The following is a 19,370-nucleotide window of genomic DNA, read 5'->3' as shown; positions in this document are numbered from 1 at the left end:
CCGGCCGGTACTGTTGCTGGCTGATGCGTGTCGTGACGACTGGATTGCCTGTCAGATCACCAGCAATCCCTATTCCGATCCCTGCGCCATCGCACTGACGAAAGAGAACTTCGTGGATGGTGGGCTTGCCCATGCCAGCTATGTGCGTCCCGGCAAGCTCTTCACGGCTCATATGGCTTTGGTGGAACAAATGGTGGGTACGGTGAAATCGGACTTTCTGAATCAGGCGCGGGAAGCCGTCATTCAGATGCTTCGGGGGAAGACTTGATCCGCGAAGCAAATACCGAGGACGACGGCGAGCCGTTCCAGGACAAGATGGCACGACTCACGGCCCTTCGGCGGGAACAGCAGCAGGAGGCAGCGCGGCTCGATGCGGCCATCGAGGCCAACCTACGGGCGCTGGGGCTTTAAACCCTGCGTTGACCATGGAGAAAGACCGGCCTTATGATAAACATAATGTTTAATAAGGAGGCGGTGGCGATGCGTCATGAACACAGCCGATAACAAGGCACCCTGCTCCGGCCACTACCTCCGGCAGCCTGCGGGATACCGCGCGTTCATTCCAGCGCCGCTGCCGCCCAACCCGCCGCTGGACCTGGACGGGCGCCTGCGCGAAACCCTTTCGGAGGCCGACCATGCGCTGGGCCGCCTGGACGGTGCGGTGCTCACGCTGCCCAATCCGGACCTGTTCGTGTTCATGTACGTGCGCAAGGAGGCCGTGCTGTCCAGTCAGATCGAGGGCACGCAAAGCTCGCTGCAGAACCTGCTGGCCGCCGAAGCGCGGCTGTTCGACCCCGACACGCCGCCGCCATCCTGCGCATGCGCGAGGACTACCGCGCCCGCATCACCGCACAACTCGGCCGCGCCGCCGCCAACGGCCAGTGCGTCATGGACCGGCTGTTCGACCACCCCATCATCACCGTCGCCACCGCCCGCGAATGGCTGGGCCTGACCCCCGCCGGCACCAACCAGATCGTCAACCGCCTCGAAGGCATCGGCCCGCTGCGCGAAATCACCGGCTACGCCCGCAACCGCCGCTTCCGCTTCGACCCCTATCTGCGCCTGTTCGAGGACGGCGGGGAGGCCGAGCGATGAGCCGGCGTATGCAGCGACTCCGTGCGCCATGGCGCGCGCAGGCTGGGCGGGATACGGGGAGCGAGGGCAATCTGAGGGGTATGGGGGGTATGGGGGGTGAAACAAAAGCGCTAGCCGACAAGGGCTGGCTGTATCACCCCGACTACCCGGACCACTGGGAGCGCTGCCCCCTATACTCCTTGGCGCAGTGGGTAAACGGCCTCGCTTTTCGGGATGTCCAGTTCAGCCCTTTCGGAATGCCCGTAATCAAGATCGCCGAGATCAAAGGCGGGATCTCGGGGCAAACCAAGTTCACACAGCAGACGTTCGATGAGTCAGTTCGCGTGCGACCTGGCGACCTACTCTTTTCATGGTCTGGCCAGCCGGACACCTCCATCGACGCCTTCTGGTGGCGAGGCCCGGAAGGCTGGCTGAATCAGCATGTGTTCCGAGTCACACCGGCCAACGGAGTCGATCCCACGTTCTTCTACTATCTGCTCCGTTACCTCAAGCCGAACTTCGTCGGCATCGCGCGCAACAAGCAAACGACAGGCTTGGGCCATGTTACGAAACGCGATCTCGAGAACATCGAGGCCGCCTACCCCGATCTACCCGAACAACGCGCCATCGCCCATATCCTCGGCACGCTGGACGACAAGATCGAACTCAACCGCCGCCGCAACCAGACCCTGGAGGCCATGGCCCGCGCCCTGTTCAAGGACTGGTTCGTCGACTTCGGCCCCGTCCGCGCCAAGATGGAGGGCCGCGAACCCTACCTCCCCGCCGACCTCTGGCAACTCTTCCCCGACCGCCTCGATGACGAGGGCAAGCCGGAGGGGTGGGAGGAAGTCGCTGCAGAAATGATTGCAGATATTGGGATTGGCAAGACTCCGCCGCGCAAGGAAAGCCAATGGTTCTCCACAAGCGATTCGGACGTGCGCTGGGTTTCCATTCGAGGCATGGGTAATTCAGGTGTGTTTTTACAGAGAACATCTGAATTTCTGACAAGCGAAGCAATTAAGAAGTTTAATATTCGTGTGGTGCCTGATAACACAGTAATCTTGAGCTTCAAACTTACGGTTGGTCGTGTTGCCATCACGGATGGGGGAATGGTGACGAATGAGGCTATCGCACATCTAAAAATTAAATGTGAGATTGGCCTCTCATCCGAATACCTTTACAGCTACCTTCGCGAATTTGACTACGGGAGACTGGGGAGTACTTCATCTATAGCCACCGCCGTTAACTCAAAGGGTATCAAGGCGCTTCCGGTACTCATACCAGCGAACAATTTATCGGTTCACTTCACGGCCCTTGTTGCGCCCATTTTCGCTCACATAAAGCATTTGCAATCCGAGGCGGAAATTCTCGCCCAAGTCCGCGACACCCTTCTACCCAAACTCATATCCGGTGAAATCCGCGTTGCTGACGCCAACGACTACTCTATGGAAATACTGGTATGAACTGGGGGTCTATTTTATCCGCTGTTGTTGGTGCTGTAACCGGTGGTATTTTTTTGCTTGTCGGCCAACGCTACATTGCACATGAATCGCACGAAAAAGCCAAAAGAATAGTTCTACTTGAGTCTCTAAGGAATCTGGAAAGTTTGATAGAAAATGTTAAAACGATTGAACAAAATAAGAATCCTTTAGGTGTGCAGGTAACCCTAAATGTGAAGATTGATGCCTTTCTGCGATACGAAGAAGATCTTATGTCAAATCGACTTGATGAATTCCAAAAAATCAGTGAGTTGATCAGCAAAATTCAGATCGCAAAGTTAAAATCTCAGTGGTGGATGCCGAGAATGGACATTCCCGAAGGGGCGCCGGTAGAAAGCAAAAAAACGCTTAATGAGCTGATCGTTACATGTAGTGAATTTGTTAAAATTCTTTCCAAGCGAGTTAGAAGTCACGAATTAAGAAAAATTCATAAGGCAGAACTTGTTGAAAATGCAGGAAAATCATTGGAGGCCCTAGAAAAATCACAACAGGCCTTTATGCTCGTTCCGCCTTATGAAGAATGGCCATATCCTATGACGTCTACCATAAATCAGGAGTTTTCTTGACGCCTTCCAATGAATCCACCATCAAGCACCACGCCATCGCCCTGTTCCGGGAACTGGGCTATGCCTACGCCTTCGGCCCCGACGGCAACCATCCAGAGCGCGCCGGGCTGGATGCGCTCGCAACAGCGCCCAGGGAGTGCGCTGATGAATAGCGTCATGATCTTTGAATCCGGCGAACTGCGTATCCCCGACACCGAAGCCTTCCTCAAGGAGCGCGGATGATGAACACCCAAGGTCAACTCATTATATTCGAGTCGGAAAATAAGCATGTGCAGGTGCGGCTGGAAGGCGAGACGGTCTGGCTGACTCAGGCACAGATGGCGGAGCTGTTTGGCAAGGATGTCCGCACCGTAAATGAGCATATTGGCAACATCTATGAAGAAGCCGAGCTGGAGCAGGCGGCAACTATCCGGAATTTCCGGATAGTTCGCCAGGAGGGTAAACGCGAGGTGCAGCGCGAGATTGCGCATTACAATCTGGATGTCATTATCTCCGTCGGCTATCGGGTCAAATCCATCCAGGGTACCCGCTTCCGCCAATGGGCGACGGGCGTGCTGCGCGAGCATCTGACGCGGGGCTACACCCTGAATCGCCAGCGCTTCGAGCAGAACGCCGCCGAGCTGGAAGCCGCGCTGAATCTGGTGCGCAAGGCCGCTGCGGGCGAGGCGCTCTCCAGCGATCAGGGGCGCGGGCTGGTGGATGTGATCGCCCGCTACACCCAGACCTTTCTCTGGCTGCAACGCTATGACGAGGGCTTGCTGGCCGAGCCCGCAGGCACTTTGGGCGGCACCTTGCCGACGCTGGACAGCGCCCGCGCGGGCATCGCCCGCTTGAAGGCGGACCTGATGGCGCGCCAGGAGGCCACCGATTTGTTCGGCCAGGAGCGAGGCGATGCGTTCGAGGGCACATTGGGCAACCTGGAACAAAGCGTGTTTGGCGAACCAGCCTATCCCACGCTGGAATCCAAGGCCGCGCACCTGCTGTATTTCCTCATCAAGAATCATCCCTTTTCCGATGGCAACAAGCGCATCGGCTCTTACCTGTTCGTGGATTTTCTGGCGCGCAACGGGCGGCTGCTGCACGATGGAGCGCCGGTCATCAACGATGTGGGCCTGGCGGCGCTGGCGCTGCTGGTGGCGGAATCCGACCCCAAGGCCAAGGAGGTGATGATCCGCCTGATCGAAAACATGCTGGCCTTGCCGCAAGCCACGGAGCAGTCGCGTTGAACCCCCCTCAACGAATCCACCATCGAACACCACGCCATCGCCCTGTTTCGGGAACTGGGCTACAGCTACGCCCACGGCCTTGATATTGGCCCGGACGGCCATCATCCAGAGCGGGCCGATTATGGTGAAACCCTGTTGCTGGATCGTTTGCGCACGGCCATCCACCAGTTCAACCCTACCGTTCCCAAAGACATCCGTGAGGAAGCCCTGCGTCAGGTACAGGCCGTCGGCGCGGCCGGTGCTCTGCTCACCCAAAACCTCGCCCTGCAGCAGATGCTCGTGGAAGGGGTACGGATTGCCACCCAGGTGGACGGGGAAGAACGGGGGGTCATCGTCCGCCTGCTCGATGATGAACACCCCGAACAGAACGATTTCCTAGTCGTGAACCAGTACACCGTCGTCCACAACCGCATCAACCGCCGCGCCGACCTCGTGGTCTTCGTGAACGGGATGCCGCTGGGCCTCTTTGAACTGAAGAACATGGCGGACGCCAACGCCACGGTGCAGAAGGCCTGGAACCAGTTGCAGACCTATCAGGCAGATATTCCGAACCTCATGGCCTACAACGCCGTGCTGGTCATCAGCGATGGCCTCATCGCCCTGGCCAAGGCCCTGCAATCCCTGGATGCCCGTCATGCCGCATTGGGTCTCAGTAAAGAAGAAGTGGCCTTTTATGACGCACTGGCGACCAACGATTCCGCCGTGCAGGCCATGGGCGACGACGCCCTGAAAATGATCGCCAAGGAAGTGGCTGATACCGTGCGGCAGAACACCCGCATCGACTGGTCCATCCGCGAACAGGCGCGGGCACACTTACGAAGGATGGTAAAGCGGGTCTTGCTGAAACACGGCTATCCACCCGACATGCAGGAAGGGGCTGTCAATCTGGTGATTGCTCAGGCTGAGGGGTTGGTGGGATAGGTTAGTGCCGCCCGTCCCCCAGTGAGATGACCCGGACCACACGCATGCCGGGGCAGTCGTTGATGGTGAGGATGAGAACAAGTTTTTGTTCCGCGTTCATGAAAACAGTATGATTGACGGTTTATCAGCCAGCAATAGATAGCAGTATCAAGCCCCACCACTGCGCTTCGACGGAATGATCATCCTAGATACCGACGTCCTTTCCGAGGCGATGAAGCCGGAGCCAGACCCGGTCGCCTGTCATTACACTGGAGTTCCTGTACCGTTCCACCGAATGCATCGAGAGTCAGTACGCCGGGGGAAATCCACCGATTCCCAGTTACAATGGCATTGGCGGTCGCTTGTGTCGATCAGACCCGCGTTGCCGCCACGACCACAAATGCACATTGGCCTCGTCCTGCCCGTAAGGGTTCGATTTCCCGCGTCTCCGGCAGAGGGCGCGTCAATGTCTGGCCCCAAGCCCCGATCGAGAAGCCGGTTTCCCCCAGAAGCTGAGCCACTTCTTCAGCGGAATAAAAAGTGGCCTCGCGGTAAAATACACTCTCGGTCTGATGCGCCACATAATCTTGTCCTAACGCGCTTTCCCGGTCGATAAAGCCGATCACCAGGCGCCCGCCCGGCCTGAGCACCCTGCGCGCCTCGGCAAGCATCCCTGCAGGCGAGTCCACAAAACAGATGCTGGTCACCACCAGGGCGTGGTCGAAACTGCCTTCTGTGAAGGGCAGATTTTCGGCTGTGCCTTCCACCACCTCGATGCCTCGCGCGGCGGCATAGTCGAGCATTGCCAGGGAAGGATCCACACCCACCTGCACCCCCAGCGGCGCGGCGAAGCGACCGCTGCCTACGCCGATCTCGATTCCCCTCCCCTCCCAAGGGACGAACGGTCGAAGGGCGAGCAGCTCTGAGATGTAGGCGGCCTCATGCTTTTCGAACCACGTCTCGTAGCGTTGATGGTGGGCTTCGAATGGGGCCACTCTAGGCATGGGATAATAACTCAAGCAGGAATCGGCGGACATCCTGGAGGACCAGGATGAGGCCTTCCCTGCGAATGGTGGTGAGGCCAGAGAAAACGGCGGACTGATTCTGATCGATCATGAGGTGTAACCGAGAGAATTCGCACTGACCAGCATCTGCCGCGCCGCCTCCACCCGATCCTCATCCCTTGCCATGCCCGCCTCGACCTTAATTTATGTACTTCGTGGTTATTATTGCTCTTATGATTTAGAGAAAGAATAACATCATCGCGGAATCAGGGGAATACATTCATGCCCTGCACAATCCCCATCCCGAACTGCGCAGGGATGCCATCATCGGATGCGGCATTGCAGGCACATTCCCGGCTTCGCAACCTTGCTCGGCCGCTGCTGGCAAGCCGATGGATTCACAGCGGCCTGTTTCTTCTAAACTAAGAGGAATCCACACAGGGATAAAGCTATGGCAGCCTCAGAATTTTGTTTGCAAAAACAGGACCGTTACACTGACATATCTGCTCACACCTCGGGGTCAAAGGCATTCCGGATTCGCCCGTACCGGTCGCCGGATCGGGAAGACATCCGCCGCTTGTGCTGCGATACGGGCTTTCTCGGCAGACCCATCGACCGGATTTTCTGCGACCGGGAGCTCTTCGCAGACCTCCATACTACCCCCTACCTGGAATACGAGCCGGAATGGGCCTTCGTCGCCGAAGCGGACGGTCAGCTGGCCGGCTACCTGCTCGGTTCGGTACGCCACGATTTTCCCTGGCTGTTCGTCTACGAAGGTTCCCGTACCGCCTTGCGGATGGGGTCCCGAAGCCTGAAGGGCGTTTACGACTACCATCCCCGCAGCCGTCTCTACGTGCATTGGCTCCTGACCAGGAGTTTTCGGGAGCGCCCCAGGCACCCACCGGGAGCCGCCCACATGCACTTCAACATCGCGGCACCCTACCGTGGCCGCGGCGTCGGCCTGGCCCTTTGGCATGCCTATGAGAGGTCCCTGCAGGCGGCCGGCATCCACCACTATTTCGGTGAATTCTTTTCCTGCGCCGGCAGGCGGCCCGAGTTGGCCTACCGGCGCTACGGGCTTCGCATTTATGATCAGGTGGACACCACCATTTTCGTGCCCGAGATCCCCCAACCCGTCCATCTCACCTGTGTGCACAAGGTCCTCGGCGAAGGCCGTGCCGACAAGACATCCTAGCCCTTGTAGGCAAGAGGATCTCCGCTGGTCAATCCACGGCAGGGGGTGAGGATGTCGGCGATCATTTCGTGCAAGCCGGTTTCATTCCGACAGCGCCTATTGCGGTATTGTGAGATAGGTTGAGATGCAGGTAATAGCGCTGATGCGCTCGTCTTTGACCCATTGGCGGCATCGTAGCTTGCCGCTGGTTTCCACATATGACCCTATGCTGGTGGACAATGGGCGTACAGGTACCTTCACATCTTCGCTGCCAGCCGCTCCATGTCCGCCGCTAATGTCAGATATCGCTCGGCGCCGCGCAACCCCGCGATGAAACGCTGGGGAATGCCTTCCAGTCCTACCTGGGCTCCGACGAGAGCCCCCGTCAACATGGCACGGGACATGTTCTGCCCACCACCATTGACGGCAGCGAAGGACCATCTTAACATCCCGATGATCAACTCGCGTCACTACGTGTAAAACCAGACTTTCGCAAAGAAGGCCATACCCATTACTTGCAGCGGAACACGGGACCAAGCCCACGTCCGCAATCCGAACCAGATAGTAACATTTTGGGCTTGATGGCGTGGATTCGACGTGTTGGCCGAGCGTAATTCGCCTATCGAGAGAACAGGGCGCTCCGGCAGTCGGAGCGCTGGGATCCTAACCGGCAATTTCCCGGCGTCCCATGTCCGGATCCCCACCGCGGGGGACTGGGCAATACGGCTGGCTTCCCTCCGCCGTTCCATACACGGTATAGCGGGAATCCCGCGCATAGCCGATGATGATGACATTGTTGCGGCGGGCAACCTCGATGGCCAGACTGCTAACGCCGGAAATGGCCGCCACGAGCGGAACCCGCCAGGAGATGGCCTTGCGCAGGATCTCGAAGCTGAGGCGCGAGGAAACGGCGAGGAGGGGCGCCTGCTCCGGCTCTCTGCCGGCACGCAAGGCGGCCCCCAAGGCCTTGTCAACAGCATTATGGCGACCAATATCCTCTCGCACCAGGACACAGCCATCCCGGAAACGCAGGGCAGCGGCGTGGGTATTCCCATTCTGATCATTGAGGAACTGCTGACACTTCATCTCGGAAAAGGTCGCAAAAATCTCTGCAGCCTTCACCGGGACGGTGCCGGCCGGGAGGGGGGGAAAGGGCTGTAGTCCCGCAAAATCCGGGATCCCACAAAGGCCGCACGAACTTCCCCCAGGGAGCACCCGGCGCAAGGCCACCGCCCGTTTGGCTGCCGCCTCATCAACCTGGACAAAGATCGCCCATCCCTCGGTGGTATCGGATATTTCCAGAGCGAGAATTTCCTCGGTTTTCTGGATGATGGTTTCAGTCCATAGGAAGCCGGTTACAAAATCTTCCAAATCCAGAGGGGTGGCAAGCATCACCGCATAGGAAACGCCATTGATCACGATGGAAATGGGCAGTTCCTCGACGACGATTTCTTCCCGGACTTCGGCACAGTGGTCATCGGCCCAGGGTTGGGCGCTCACTGTTACCATTCGCCGTCCTGGTTCGCTTGACATAGGGATTCCCCCTTCTCGGTCAGACGAAAACGCAGTTGAAGCCCCTTTTCCTCGCGGGCCAAGTAACCGAGACCACCCAAGTCGGTATCCTCTCCCAAAAGGACCGCCAGGCGCTCCACCTGGCTGCGTCGCAGTTGTAAGCGAGTGGCAACCGCGTTTGCCGAGAGGGAGCCGCCGTGCCCACATAACAGCTGCAAAAAGGCCACGGCCAGATCCTCCGGTTCCCGTTGCTCGTCAGCCATTGGCGGGCCGCCGCAGGGTGACGAGAATCGACTTGGAAGTCGGGGTCCTGGCGCGCTCGGCATAACTGTCCAAGGGAACCAGTACATTGAGCTCAGGATAGTAACCGGCCAGACAACCGCGGGGGATGTCGTAGGGCAGGAGTAGGTAACCCTTCGCCTGGCGCTCACCATCGTGCCAGTGCGAGACGATATCCACGGCTTCACCCTCGGCAAAACCAGCCTCCTTCAGGTCATCGGGGTGGATGAAACAGACATTGCGCGCCCCTGAGACCCCGCGATAGCGGTCTTCAAAGCCGTAAATCGTGGTATTGTACTGGTCATGACTGCGCGTGGTCATCAAGCGATAGCTCTTTTCCGCCAGTTCCGGTCGGAATTGGATGCTGACCACTTCGCCGAGGGGACGGGCCAGAAAGTTGGCCTTACCGTTTTCCGTGGGCCAGACCCGCCGGCGGGGTGCCAAGTCCAGGTGAAAACCGCCGGCATGGTGGACCCGGGCATTGAAATCCTCGAAGCCAGGGATCACTTGGGCAATGAGATCGCGAATTCGATCATAATCGGCAACCAGCTCTTCCCAGGGAACCTGACTCTGGGGGAGCAGGGCACGGGCGAGGCCGGCTACGATGGCTACCTCGGAGCGCAGAAGTGGCGATGCCGGTGGCCGGATCCCGTGAGAGATGTGAACCATACTCATGGAGTCCTCGACGGTGACCCCTTGTGACCGCCCGTTTTGCAGGTCGATCTCCGTACGGCCCAGACAGGGAAGGATCAGGGCATCTTTGCCGTGGACAATGTGCGAGCGATTGAGTTTCGTGGTCACATGGACGGTCAGCTCGGCCTTCTGTAAGGCGCGATGGGTGCGGACGGTGTCCGGGGTCGCGTTGGCAAAGTTCCCCCCCAGGCCAAAAAAGACCTTGGCGGCACCGCGCTCCAGAGCATCGATGGCGGCCACCACGTCATAGCCGTCTTCCCGGGGCGGCGAAAAGCCGAAGACTTCTTCCAGGCGGTCCAGAAGACGCGCCGGCGGTCGCTCCCAGATTCCCATGGTGCGATCTCCCTGGACGTTGCTATGCCCCCGAATGGGCGCCGCGCCGGCACCGGGGCGCCCGATGTTGCCCTTGAGCAGGAGCAAATTGACGAGCATATGGATGGTGTCGACAGCATGGGGCTGCTGGGTGATGCCCATTCCCCAGGTAATGATGGAGGCGGAACTCCGGTCGTACATTGCGCCGACTTCTTCCATTTCCTGCCGAGTCAGGCCGCTTTCCGCCTCGATTTGGGACCAGGGTGTGCCTTTGACCAGCTCGGCAAAGGCCGTAAAACCGGCGGTATGCGTAGCAATGAAGTCCTCATCGAGACTGCCCTGCTCCAGAATATACCGGGCGATTCCCAGAGCAATGGCATAATCTCCCCCCAGTCGCGGTTGGTAGATATGCATTGCCAGCTGGGTACCATGACCGGAGAGCATCTCCGCCGGATTCTGGGGGTGGACGAAGCGTTCCAGGCCCCGCTCTTTGAGGGGATTGAAGGCCAGGATACGCCCCCCTCGTTTCGCCAGATCGCTAAGTGTGCCAAGCATTCGGGGGCTGTTGCCGCCGGGATTGTGGCCAAACATCAAGATCAGCTGGGCATGCTCAAAATCCTCCAGAGTCACCGTCCCCTTGCCGATCCCAATGGAGTCCGGCATCCCGACACTGGTAGGCTCATGACACATGTTGGAGCAATCAGGCAGATTATTGGTCCCAAACGCCCTCACCATGAGTTGGTAGAGAAAGGCAGCCTCATTGGAAGTTCGTCCAGAGGTATAGAAGATGGCCTCATTGGGGGATTGCAGGCCATGAAGATGGCCAGCGATTCGCGCAAATGCGTCTTCCCAGGTAATGGGCTGGTAGCAATCCGTGGCGGCATCGTAGGCCATGGGCTCGGTCAGTCGGCCTTGCTCCTCGAGCCAATAATCGGTCTGATCGGCCAACTCGGCAACGGGATGGTTCGCAAAGAAGTCCGGGGTCACCCGCCGACTGGTGGCTTCGGCAGCTACGGCTTTCACGCCATTCTCACAGAACTCGAAGGTGGAACGGATATCGGGGTCCGGCCAAGCACAGCCGGGGCAATCGAAGCCTTCCACCTGATTTAAACGGAGTAGCACCGTCGTGCCATCCACCAAGATCCCTTCCTGGCGCATGCTCCGAATGGAAGCGCGCAGGGACCCCCAGCCACCCGCGGCTTGCTGGTAAGGATGGAATTTCAATTCATTGGCCATCGGCTTTCTCCTTGTGCGTCATAGCTGACCCTAAAATCAAACCCCAGGCACGGCAACTCGGGCGCCCCGTCTCCAGACCAATGCGGCCCAATCTGTTTTTTTAGTAGAGGACAGTCAAGCTCGATGCATTAAACCTAGTCCAAGCTTTGACAGCCGTCAATTTGCGCGCGTTGATCCCGACTCCGGGCACCAGCAATGCCCCCAGGGCACTGAAACGGGCTACCGTCACTCCGCGCGCTGATACCAGCCCACGGTTCCCGGCCATCCCTTCCCCCGCCGAAGGTCAACTGGGGAAGGGAAAGTTCAGAGGGGGAGATGGGCGCCGATCGAGTAATTCAACACAATCGCATAGGTAAGATACATCAGCCAAGCCCCGGTGATGGTATGAAAGAAACCAAGCCCCTTCACACTGAGCGGCGTGAACAAACCGAAACTGGCAAAGAACTCGGTGAAGTAGACGCCGATCAGTCCGGCGAACAGGACGGCCACCGGCCAGTCGCCAACTGCGGCAAACACGATGAAACCGAGAATACATAGGAGGAAGAAGGCAATGCTCATGAAGCCGCTGGGCCGAAGGTCGCTACCGCGAATGCGGATGGCACCGAGGGCAAGCCAGTGAATACCGAAGACCGTGGTGATGACGCCGGCGGCATAGAGCGGGGCGCCGTGGAAGACGTGGAACCAACTCAGACCGATCAGGATGAAAAGGCCGTTCACGATCTGGCAGAAGCCAGGCATCCAGACGCCCCACCAGCCATTGCTCCAGTTGAGCGATTCGCTGGGCTTCGGCCAACCGAACAGCTCCTGCGGACCGAAGATCAGATAGCCGGTTCCCAGACCGAAAAAGGCGACCCCAAGTGGAACGTAGCTCGAAACGGGAAAAGCAAAATTGACAGGTACCATAACTCTGTCCTCCAGGTAAGGGATTGCTGAAAAAAACCCCTGTAGAATGTCAATATTTCTGGGCAACTATGGTTTACGGAACAACCCGTGGATATGGTCAGGCGTAAAAAATGATTTTCATATTTTTCCACTTATATTTATACTATCAAAAGCCGTAGTTATCAATTCGACCCACCGACAAAAATCGGCAAAAATAAATATGAAATACGCTATATATTAATATTATATTATACCGTTTATATGTTTTTCGTACTTATCCGATTCTAAATCTAACCACTAAATGTAGTAGTCCGTGTTTTTTTGCATAAAGCTCGACATAGATTAGCGCTGTGACATCGCCGGCAATGCCAGGCAAGGAGCGGAAAGTGTTGAACGGGTAGAAGCGGCAATTGAAGCAGAACGTGAATTCGTTGAGGTACGCCTGCAAGTGCTGGGGACTGGCGTCGTGGAATGCCCCGTAGCCAAGTTTTTGAGACGGGAGAATACGAGGTGAATGATGGACAGAAAGGTTTCGGCAATTTGCATGTCGCCCCGCTCAGTAACCGTCGGTGCTGGGTGTGTGACAATCCGATAACCACGCAAAAATCAAAAGGTTCATGGTCAAAAGCAGACGACCTCATCCGCGCTGCTGATCCAGGCCGACAACGCCTTCATGGAACTGCTGCTGACCCCGGCTGGTAAGGTATCTATGCCCTGCGCCTTTAAAGAGCTGCCGCAACACTCGACAGTCAGGCCCAATTCCAACAATTCTGCCAACAGATGACGCGCACGGTCAGAAACCTGATCCATATTCTTCAGGAGCAGTACGCCCTGGCCCGCAAGAAACAAGTGAACGTCTTTGTCATCGGCCAACATGGCACCGGCGAGACGAACAGCCGTATCGGCGCGCGGGTTTTCCTCATCGGGGCCGGCATGCAGGATGATTAATGCTTTGACCATGGTAAAGACTCCTGTTCAGACCTTTCTGGGATGGGTTTCCTGGACCGCGAAGGCAATCCATAAACCCGACAAGGCGACAATGCCGGCCGTCACCCAGATGGCCGGGAGGATCTCGTCACTCCACTGGGCGACCAGTCCCAGCAAGAGCCCACCGATGGCATATCCGGTATCCCGCCAGTAGCGGTAGACCCCGAGAATGCGGCCGCGCTCCAGGGGCGGAGCGGTATCGGACATGGCCGTCACCAGATTGGGATAGAGCAATGCCATGCCCAGGCCCATGATGAGCGCAGCGATAAGCCACCCTCCAAAGCCCTGCACCAGTGCCGTCATCACCAATCCTGCCGAGAGCAGAAAAAAGCCGCAGACAATGGGGAGCTTGCGCCCAATGCGATCCGCCAGATGCCCCGTCCAGAGCTGCGAAAGTCCCCAGACAGCCCCGTAGGTTCCGGTAATCCAGCCGATGGCCACCACTCCCAAGGCATGCTGCAGAAAGTAGAGCGGAAACAGTACCCAGACCAGGGTGTCCGCCACCTTGTTGGCAACCCCGGCCTGACAAAGGGCGCGATAGCGTGGGTTTTGGAAGGAGACGGCGATGAAGCTGCGCCACCAGGGAACCTTGGTAGCTGGGGCTGTACCAGGGTGGGCGTCATGCTCGGCCCGTACCCAGGCGATGGTATCCTGCACCCGCAAGCACAGGAACAGGGCCAGGGCGATCACCGTCAGACCAAAACCCAGCAAGGCCCAGCGCGGGCCATAGGCAACCGCCAGATAGCCCGTGGCCAGACCGGCCAAACCCATGCCCACATAACCGGCGGCTTCATTGATGCCTACGGCAAGGCCGCGTTGGCGGCTGCCCGCCAGATCGATCTGGCTGGTTACCGTCATGGTCCAGGTGAAGGCCTGATTGATGCCGAGAAAGACGTTGGCGGCGATGATCCACCACCAGTTGGGCGAAAAAAAGATCAGCAGGGGGATAGGGATGCCAGCCACCCAGCCCAGCAACAGTACCTGCTTGCGGCCCATGTCATCGGAGAGGGTACCGGCCACCAGATTGAGGGCACCCTTGACCAGGCCGAAGGAAATCACGAAGCTGGCGAGAAACAGGAATTCGCCCTTGCGTACCCCGAAATCGTGGGCCAGACTGGGGAGCACCGTGCGTTCCATGCCGAGCACCAGACCGACAAACAAAACCTGCGCGGTTTGCAGCAGAAACTGACCGCGATTCCGGGCAATGCCCCGTTGATAGCGCGCAGCGGGTGCCGTGGCGGAAGTCATGACGATTCCTTGCGCAAAGGAACCACTGCGGCCAGCTTTTGCCGACTGGCAACCGTCAGATCCATTTGTTCGAGGATCAGGTGTCGCACGATTTCACAGGTCTGCAGTACTTCGGGGCTGGTGAGGCGGTAATGACAGAAGGTGCCACACTTGTCGCAGTGCACCAGGCCGCGTGCCTTCAGAATGCTCAAATGCTGAGAGACATTGGCCTTGGACAAACCGGTCAGCTCGGTCAATTCCCCGGCCGTATGTTGCCCTTCTCCCAGATAATGGATGATCTCCAGGCGCTTGGGATGGGCCAGGGCGGCGAAAACCTCGGCAAACAGGGCGAAGCGTACCGTATCCGCGCTCATGCTGCCGCGCCCAGATTGGCCGCCACGATACGGTCCATCTCGGCGGGCCGCTCAGGGATATTGGCCGTGAGTTCGCGGATGAAGGCGTCCCGGTCGGTCATGGACAGATAGGGGTCCCAGCGCTTCTCGAAGCCAATGGTGGAGGAGGGTTTGCCCGACAGCCCCGCACCGCAGACACTGCCCGCCCCATGGCCGGGGAAGATCTCCAGATCGTCGGGCAAGGTGAGCAGCTTGGCATGGATGCTGTCGAAGATCCGGCCCGCCATTTCCTCCGCTGTCCCCCCTAAATCGGGCCGGCCGACACCGCTGACGAAGAGCGTGTCGCCGGTCAGCACGAACCAGGGGTCGCTACTGCGCCGCAGGTCGCTGACCAACAGGCAGATACTATCGGGGGTGTGGCCGGGGGTATGCAGGACCTTGGTGATGACATTGCCCGTTTCCAATACCTCGCCGTCCCGCAAGCCGCGGATGGGGAAATGCACCTTGTCGGTATCGCTCTCGTGCATGCAGTAGGGGGCACCGGTCCGTTCCGCCAGTTTCCGACCGCCAGACAAATGGTCGGCATGGATGTGGGTGTCGATCACGAAGCTGATCTTCACGGCAGCCTTTTGCGCCTCTTCCATAAACCATGCCTCGTCACCGGCGACCACATCCACCGCCACCGCCAAACCCTTCCCGCCACAGCCATAAAAATAGGACAAGGTCCCGTCGGCACTGCTCCGTTGCTTGAAAAACATGGGGGTCACCTCATATTCATAAGTTAATGAATTATGCAACTATAAGTTTAGTCAGCCTGCCTCCCTTGTCAATCCAAAATTGCTATCAGTCGGTATTCATCGAAAGATTAAAGAAATCTTCTTGCACACAGGGCGGCATCCCTCATGGTCTTTACCGCCACAGGAATGGGCGTTTGCGGGTGTTTTTCTGCTTCACCCATCGGGTGAAGCTCCATAATCATGGAAAGCCTGATCCTATCAGATGGATATCATCATTTCAGCAGGGGTGACTGCAGAATTTAGGGTTATGGCACCGCCCCCAGTACCCGCCTCCCGGGCCTGGATTTGGGCTGCCATTGCCTCCCGGATCGGCTTTCGGGCTGCCGGGCCACAACCTGGACCCGGCGCAGGTTTGGCTTTTGGTCCTCCGTCGCCGCCGGGATCACCCCTTGACCGGCCGGTTTCCCACCCAGGCCATAACCCCGCCATCAGCAACCCGGCATTTCGGTTGTTGGTGGTCTTTTTGCTTATCCATTCCACTGCTCATGCACAGCACAGCTTCCAGAGATGGGAATCGCGGACCTTGGCCGTGTCGGCCAGCCAATGGCAAATGTCCACTTGTCTCAGGTTACCTCAACTGGAAAAACACGCCTGGGGATGAGCAATGTCAGGGGCAAGAGGCAAAAGAAGAGGATGGTGATCCACTGAAACACGTCCAGGAAGGCGATCATTTCGGCTTGGTCGAACAAGGTCTGTCCGAGCAATGCCCAGACGCGGGGATCCTGTGGTGTCAGTCCGCTGGCCTGCAGCCAATTCGGCAGCGCTGCACGGAAGGTATTGATGTGTCCGCCCAACTGGTTCCAGTTGATCTGGGTTTCGTTGGTGAGCACAGTGCCATCGATGGCAATACCGATGGAATTCGCGAGGGTGCGGGCAAGGTTGAAAATACCGCTGGCCTCCGCCGATACCGCCAGCGGCAGGGTATCGAAAGCGATGACGGTCAGGGGCACGAAAATCAACCCCATGCCGACCCCCCGGACAATACCGGGATAAATGATCCAGGCAGGGCTGATATACAGGTTGTAACCGGTCATGATCCAGGTGCTGATTCCAGTCAACAAAGTCCCAGCGACGATAAAAAGTCGTGGCTGGTAGCGATTGATGAGACGGCCAACGATCATCATGGTAACAGCGCTGGCGACACCGCGCGGAAACATGACCCAACCAGTGGTTTCCGGCATGTACTTCAGCAGGCCCTCCAACATGAGTGGCTGCATGGCGGTGGTGCCGAAAAGACCCAGGCCGAATACGCCGGTGATCAGCGTGGCGGTGGCAAAACTGCGGTCGCGAAAGAGGTGGAGATCGATGATGTTGTCGGCCCTCATCCATCCCCGCAGCAAGAAAAGGAGGATGCTGAAAACCGCGACGATCGACAGGGCCACGATGAATCGGGAGTCAAACCAATAATCCTCATTGCCCCGCGACAGCACGATTTGCAGACTGCCGACTCCAACCGCCATGAGCAATAGGCCCAGCCAGTCAGTGGACAGATTTTTTCTTTCGCTCTCCCGCATGGTGGCGGCGCCGAGCAAAAGCGAAAAAATACCGACAGGCAGGTTGATGTAGAATAGCCAGCGCCAGCTCATGTGCTGCGTGATGTAGCCGCCCAGGACCGGGCCCATGGCCGGCGCCACCATCAGTACCATGCCCCAAATGGCCATGGCTCGCCCCCGTTCCTTGCCCGGAAAAAGATCGACCATGGTGGACTGGGCCAGGACCACCATGAGCGCGCCAAACCCTCCTTGCAGGGCGCGCAAAAAGACGATTTCCGCCAAGGTCTGGCTCGCCCCGCACAGGCCCGAGGCAATGACAAAACCGGAAACACTGAGCAAGAAAAGACGCCGCCGCCCAAAACGGGCCGCAAGATGGCCGGTCAAGGGGATCGTGATGGCACTGGCAGCCAGATAGGCGGTGAGCACCCAGGTGATCCGGTTCGGCGTCGCAGCCAAGGTTCCCATCATATAAGGCAGTGCCACGCTCACGACGGTCATGTCCAACAAGACCATCACCATCGCCAGCATGAGAGCGATGCTGATCAGCCAACGATGCCCCGCTACCAACGAAAACCCGACAGGTGGCGCCAGCGAGGTGGCCCTTTGTCCATGGGCAGACTGATGCCGTGGTCCCAAGCCCATATTTCCGGATAGTTCAAGGGACGCGCAGTGGCGAAAAGTCGGCGAATGCGTTCTTTCGTCTGCGGGTGGGTGCGTAACCATGAGGGAACGACCACTCTGCCCAGTTTGGGGAAAGCCATTTTCATTTCCTGTTCCTGGGCCTCCTCCATCTTTCGCAGTGCGCTGGCCAGGCCCTGGGGATCATGGGTGAGTTCCATGGCGCCACGATCCGCCTCGAACTCACGGGTGCGCGAAAGAACCAATTGCAAGGACATGCTCACCGAAGGCGCGACCAGCAGCAAAAAAATCAGCCCCCAAGGTAAGGTGTGCTTATGCATGACCCATAAGGGTAAATTGATCAGGATCAAAACCTGCCCCAGCAAACAAAACGTCCAGGTCATCTGACTGAAGAGATCCGCAACCATCATGACCCAGATATCCTTGTGGCGGATGTGGGAGATCTCGTGGGCCAAAACGGCTGCCAATTCACGCCCATCCAGTGCGCGTAGCAGACCATCAGAAATCACCAACGATACATGCGCATCCAGCCCGGTGGAAAACGCATTCAGGACAGGGGTGGGCAGGTGATACAAGGTCGGAAAATGATTCAGCCCGGAGCGTTCGACCAATTTTTGCACCATATCGAATAACAACGGCGATTGCCGGGGTAGAATGACTTTCGCCCCCATTCTACGAATGAGTAATTGTGGCATCAGCCGCGGCGCAAAAATAATGAACAGAATGCCCGTACCCAACATCACGTAAAGCGTATCCACACCACCCAGGAGCCAGCCGATCCACATCATCAGTAACAGCATCAGACCGATGATACCCATTGACTCCAGCAAATTGACGAGACGGTGCCAACCCCTAGGCAGCATGCATCTCCCTCCATGGAAGCCATTTGATCCCCGTCCATATATCCGACGCGGCGAGACTGAAGGGCGCGCGAAGGCGAGGTATCGCCAGATCATGTGCTGCGAACCGCACCTGCCGAAACAACCAAGTAGGCTTCGAGTGCAGGCCCAAGGTCCCCAGATCCTCCGGGAAACTGGCAAACTCCCGTACCAGCTCGTCATCCCGATCCGCAGGCACCGCGACATAGCGGGAGACGCTGCCTCTGTCGATACCCGCAGCGTTGGGAGGGGTGATCTTCAGGGCCTCCCATGGCTTGCCCGGTTTGAGGCTGATTTTGGAATGACGTTGGGCCATCACATACTCCATAAGTCGGAAGTGGAATGGGACACTGCTTCGGGTACGTCGTCTTGCTCACTCTCTCAAACGGGATACCCGCCCGGCGCTTATACACCACCCAGCAGGTTCACCAATGTCGATGACGTCACCCAGGACCACGCCCACATGAAGTATAATGCACCACCATTGACTTCATCGGCCTTCTGTAGTGCCAAGCATCTACTTTGCCATAAATGGCACCGCAGTGTGTTTCTTCGGCGCAAGTGTTGGGGCACCCAGAGCCGATTACTACGTTCACATCCCAGTCATACGGCACGTTCTGTACCGACTCCAATTTCAAT

Annotated in this window: 22 protein-coding genes and 2 pseudogenes; 10 read left to right on the top strand and 14 right to left on the bottom strand. The window is 58.0% G+C overall.

The window, feature by feature from the left end; genetic code table 11:
- Window positions 1-4: 4 nt before the first annotated feature.
- The 9 genes and pseudogenes from ACJU26_RS01320 to ACJU26_RS01280 form a co-directional block, all read left to right on the top strand.
- Window positions 5-268: pseudogene (locus ACJU26_RS01320) on the top strand (hypothetical protein); the annotation flags it as partial.
- Window positions 265-411, top strand: coding sequence for a hypothetical protein (locus ACJU26_RS01315; RefSeq protein ID WP_414040765.1), 147 nt, complete (start codon window positions 265-267; stop codon window positions 409-411). The pseudogene ACJU26_RS01320 and the gene ACJU26_RS01315, both read left to right, overlap by 4 nt.
- A 76-nt stretch (window positions 412-487) precedes the next feature.
- A complete protein-coding gene (locus tag ACJU26_RS01310) occupies window positions 488-952 on the top strand; it encodes a Fic/DOC family N-terminal domain-containing protein (RefSeq protein ID WP_414040764.1) in 465 nt (154 codons plus the stop codon).
- A complete protein-coding gene (locus ACJU26_RS01305; protein ID WP_414040763.1) occupies window positions 889-1,095 on the top strand; it encodes a hypothetical protein in 207 nt (68 codons plus the stop codon). The genes ACJU26_RS01310 and ACJU26_RS01305 overlap by 64 nt, the downstream gene beginning before the upstream one ends.
- 89 nt (window positions 1,096-1,184) lie before the next feature.
- A complete protein-coding gene (locus ACJU26_RS01300) occupies window positions 1,185-2,537 on the top strand; it encodes a restriction endonuclease subunit S (protein ID WP_414040762.1) in 1,353 nt (450 codons plus the stop codon).
- Window positions 2,534-3,139: a hypothetical protein gene (locus ACJU26_RS01295; RefSeq protein WP_414040761.1), complete on the top strand. Its 606-nt coding sequence runs from the start codon at window positions 2,534-2,536 to the stop codon at window positions 3,137-3,139. The genes ACJU26_RS01300 and ACJU26_RS01295 overlap by 4 nt, the downstream gene beginning before the upstream one ends.
- A complete protein-coding gene (locus ACJU26_RS01290; protein WP_414040760.1) occupies window positions 3,136-3,291 on the top strand; it encodes a hypothetical protein in 156 nt (51 codons plus the stop codon). Before ACJU26_RS01295 ends, ACJU26_RS01290 begins: the two co-directional genes overlap by 4 nt.
- Window positions 3,292-3,357: 66 nt before the next feature.
- Entirely contained in the window at window positions 3,358-4,365 is a 1,008-nt protein-coding gene (gene rhuM / locus ACJU26_RS01285) for a RhuM family protein (protein ID WP_414040759.1), read from the top strand.
- Between the two features lie 21 nt (window positions 4,366-4,386).
- Window positions 4,387-5,286 carry a type I restriction enzyme endonuclease domain-containing protein gene (locus ACJU26_RS01280; RefSeq protein WP_414041904.1) on the top strand — a complete coding sequence of 300 codons (900 nt, stop codon included), beginning with the start codon at window positions 4,387-4,389 and terminating at the stop codon, window positions 5,284-5,286.
- 350 nt (window positions 5,287-5,636) lie between these two features.
- Here the strand turns inward: ACJU26_RS01280 and ACJU26_RS01275 are convergent, their stop codons facing one another.
- Window positions 5,637-6,269 (bottom strand): class I SAM-dependent methyltransferase, encoded by a 633-nt coding sequence (locus tag ACJU26_RS01275; RefSeq protein ID WP_414040758.1) that lies wholly within the window; start codon window positions 6,267-6,269, stop codon window positions 5,637-5,639.
- Window positions 6,270-6,720: 451 nt separating this feature from the next.
- On the opposite strand from ACJU26_RS01275, the gene ACJU26_RS01270 reads away from it, so the two are divergent.
- Complete coding sequence (locus ACJU26_RS01270; protein WP_414040757.1) at window positions 6,721-7,464, top strand: hypothetical protein; 744 nt, start codon at window positions 6,721-6,723, stop codon at window positions 7,462-7,464.
- Window positions 7,465-7,700: 236 nt separating this feature from the next.
- Here the strand turns inward: ACJU26_RS01270 and ACJU26_RS01265 are convergent, their stop codons facing one another.
- From ACJU26_RS01265 to ACJU26_RS01205, 13 genes and pseudogenes are all read right to left on the bottom strand, one after another.
- Window positions 7,701-7,892, bottom strand: a complete 192-nt coding sequence (locus ACJU26_RS01265; RefSeq protein WP_414040756.1) for an ADP-ribosylglycohydrolase family protein — start codon at window positions 7,890-7,892, stop codon at window positions 7,701-7,703.
- 214 nt (window positions 7,893-8,106) lie between these two features.
- Complete coding sequence (gene fdhD, locus ACJU26_RS01260) at window positions 8,107-8,952, bottom strand: formate dehydrogenase accessory sulfurtransferase FdhD (protein ID WP_414040755.1); 846 nt, start codon at window positions 8,950-8,952, stop codon at window positions 8,107-8,109.
- Complete coding sequence (locus ACJU26_RS01255; protein ID WP_414040754.1) at window positions 8,946-9,218, bottom strand: hypothetical protein; 273 nt, start codon at window positions 9,216-9,218, stop codon at window positions 8,946-8,948. Before ACJU26_RS01255 ends, fdhD begins: the two co-directional genes overlap by 7 nt.
- Window positions 9,211-11,475: an FdhF/YdeP family oxidoreductase gene (locus tag ACJU26_RS01250; protein WP_414040753.1), complete on the bottom strand. Its 2,265-nt coding sequence runs from the start codon at window positions 11,473-11,475 to the stop codon at window positions 9,211-9,213. The genes ACJU26_RS01255 and ACJU26_RS01250 overlap by 8 nt, the downstream gene beginning before the upstream one ends.
- Window positions 11,476-11,778: 303 nt before the next feature.
- Window positions 11,779-12,378, bottom strand: coding sequence for a hypothetical protein (locus ACJU26_RS01245; RefSeq protein ID WP_414040752.1), 600 nt, complete (start codon window positions 12,376-12,378; stop codon window positions 11,779-11,781).
- A 269-nt stretch (window positions 12,379-12,647) separates the two neighbouring features.
- Window positions 12,648-12,921 (bottom strand): annotated as a pseudogene (locus ACJU26_RS01240) (transposase); the annotation flags it as partial.
- A 57-nt stretch (window positions 12,922-12,978) separates the two neighbouring features.
- On the bottom strand, window positions 12,979-13,317 hold the full coding sequence (locus ACJU26_RS01235; protein ID WP_414040751.1) for a DsrE family protein: 339 nt from the start codon (window positions 13,315-13,317) through the stop codon (window positions 12,979-12,981).
- 15 nt (window positions 13,318-13,332) lie between these two features.
- Window positions 13,333-14,592, bottom strand: coding sequence for an MFS transporter (locus ACJU26_RS01230; RefSeq protein ID WP_414040750.1), 1,260 nt, complete (start codon window positions 14,590-14,592; stop codon window positions 13,333-13,335).
- The gene (locus tag ACJU26_RS01225) at window positions 14,589-14,945 is read right to left on the bottom strand and encodes an ArsR/SmtB family transcription factor (RefSeq protein ID WP_414040749.1); all 357 of its coding nucleotides are present in this window, start codon (window positions 14,943-14,945) and stop codon (window positions 14,589-14,591) included. The genes ACJU26_RS01230 and ACJU26_RS01225 overlap by 4 nt, the downstream gene beginning before the upstream one ends.
- On the bottom strand, window positions 14,942-15,682 hold the full coding sequence (locus ACJU26_RS01220; RefSeq protein WP_414040748.1) for an MBL fold metallo-hydrolase: 741 nt from the start codon (window positions 15,680-15,682) through the stop codon (window positions 14,942-14,944). The genes ACJU26_RS01225 and ACJU26_RS01220 overlap by 4 nt, the downstream gene beginning before the upstream one ends.
- 602 nt (window positions 15,683-16,284) lie before the next feature.
- Window positions 16,285-17,850 carry a DHA2 family efflux MFS transporter permease subunit gene (locus tag ACJU26_RS01215; RefSeq protein WP_414040747.1) on the bottom strand — a complete coding sequence of 522 codons (1,566 nt, stop codon included), beginning with the start codon at window positions 17,848-17,850 and terminating at the stop codon, window positions 16,285-16,287.
- A complete protein-coding gene (locus ACJU26_RS01210; RefSeq protein ID WP_414040746.1) occupies window positions 17,775-18,671 on the bottom strand; it encodes a zinc metalloprotease HtpX in 897 nt (298 codons plus the stop codon). Before ACJU26_RS01210 ends, ACJU26_RS01215 begins: the two co-directional genes overlap by 76 nt.
- A gap of 34 nt (window positions 18,672-18,705) precedes the next feature.
- On the bottom strand, window positions 18,706-19,047 hold the full coding sequence (locus ACJU26_RS01205; RefSeq protein ID WP_414040745.1) for a hypothetical protein: 342 nt from the start codon (window positions 19,045-19,047) through the stop codon (window positions 18,706-18,708).
- Window positions 19,048-19,370 lie beyond the last annotated feature (323 nt).

This window comes from Acidithiobacillus sp. M4-SHS-6 (assembly GCF_047421495.1).
GTDB lineage: Bacteria > Pseudomonadota > Gammaproteobacteria > Acidithiobacillales > Acidithiobacillaceae > Acidithiobacillus.
This window is presented reverse-complemented; position numbering and strand designations above follow the sequence as displayed.

Bases quoted from the DNA above. Each gene is read 5' to 3' on its own strand.
- ACJU26_RS01255 (WP_414040754.1), bottom strand. From the start codon at position 9,218: ATGGCTGACGAGCAACGGGAACCGGAGGATCTGGCCGTGGCCTTTTTG.
- ACJU26_RS01230 (WP_414040750.1), bottom strand. From the start codon at position 14,592: ATGACTTCCGCCACGGCACCCGCTGCGCGCTATCAACGGGGCATTGCC.
- ACJU26_RS01310 (WP_414040764.1), top strand. From the start codon at position 488: ATGAACACAGCCGATAACAAGGCACCCTGCTCCGGCCACTACCTCCGG.
- rhuM (WP_414040759.1), top strand. From the start codon at position 3,358: ATGATGAACACCCAAGGTCAACTCATTATATTCGAGTCGGAAAATAAG.
- fdhD (WP_414040755.1), bottom strand. From the start codon at position 8,952: ATGGTAACAGTGAGCGCCCAACCCTGGGCCGATGACCACTGTGCCGAA.
- ACJU26_RS01270 (WP_414040757.1), top strand. From the start codon at position 6,721: ATGGCAGCCTCAGAATTTTGTTTGCAAAAACAGGACCGTTACACTGAC.
- ACJU26_RS01295 (WP_414040761.1), top strand. From the start codon at position 2,534: ATGAACTGGGGGTCTATTTTATCCGCTGTTGTTGGTGCTGTAACCGGT.
- ACJU26_RS01220 (WP_414040748.1), bottom strand. From the start codon at position 15,682: ATGTTTTTCAAGCAACGGAGCAGTGCCGACGGGACCTTGTCCTATTTT.
- ACJU26_RS01300 (WP_414040762.1), top strand. From the start codon at position 1,185: ATGGGGGGTGAAACAAAAGCGCTAGCCGACAAGGGCTGGCTGTATCAC.
- ACJU26_RS01275 (WP_414040758.1), bottom strand. From the start codon at position 6,269: ATGCCTAGAGTGGCCCCATTCGAAGCCCACCATCAACGCTACGAGACG.
- ACJU26_RS01205 (WP_414040745.1), bottom strand. From the start codon at position 19,047: ATGGCCCAACGTCATTCCAAAATCAGCCTCAAACCGGGCAAGCCATGG.
- ACJU26_RS01305 (WP_414040763.1), top strand. From the start codon at position 889: ATGGACCGGCTGTTCGACCACCCCATCATCACCGTCGCCACCGCCCGC.
- ACJU26_RS01250 (WP_414040753.1), bottom strand. From the start codon at position 11,475: ATGGCCAATGAATTGAAATTCCATCCTTACCAGCAAGCCGCGGGTGGC.
- ACJU26_RS01225 (WP_414040749.1), bottom strand. From the start codon at position 14,945: ATGAGCGCGGATACGGTACGCTTCGCCCTGTTTGCCGAGGTTTTCGCC.
- ACJU26_RS01210 (WP_414040746.1), bottom strand. From the start codon at position 18,671: ATGGGTATCATCGGTCTGATGCTGTTACTGATGATGTGGATCGGCTGG.
- ACJU26_RS01265 (WP_414040756.1), bottom strand. From the start codon at position 7,892: ATGTTAAGATGGTCCTTCGCTGCCGTCAATGGTGGTGGGCAGAACATG.
- ACJU26_RS01245 (WP_414040752.1), bottom strand. From the start codon at position 12,378: ATGGTACCTGTCAATTTTGCTTTTCCCGTTTCGAGCTACGTTCCACTT.
- ACJU26_RS01235 (WP_414040751.1), bottom strand. From the start codon at position 13,317: ATGGTCAAAGCATTAATCATCCTGCATGCCGGCCCCGATGAGGAAAAC.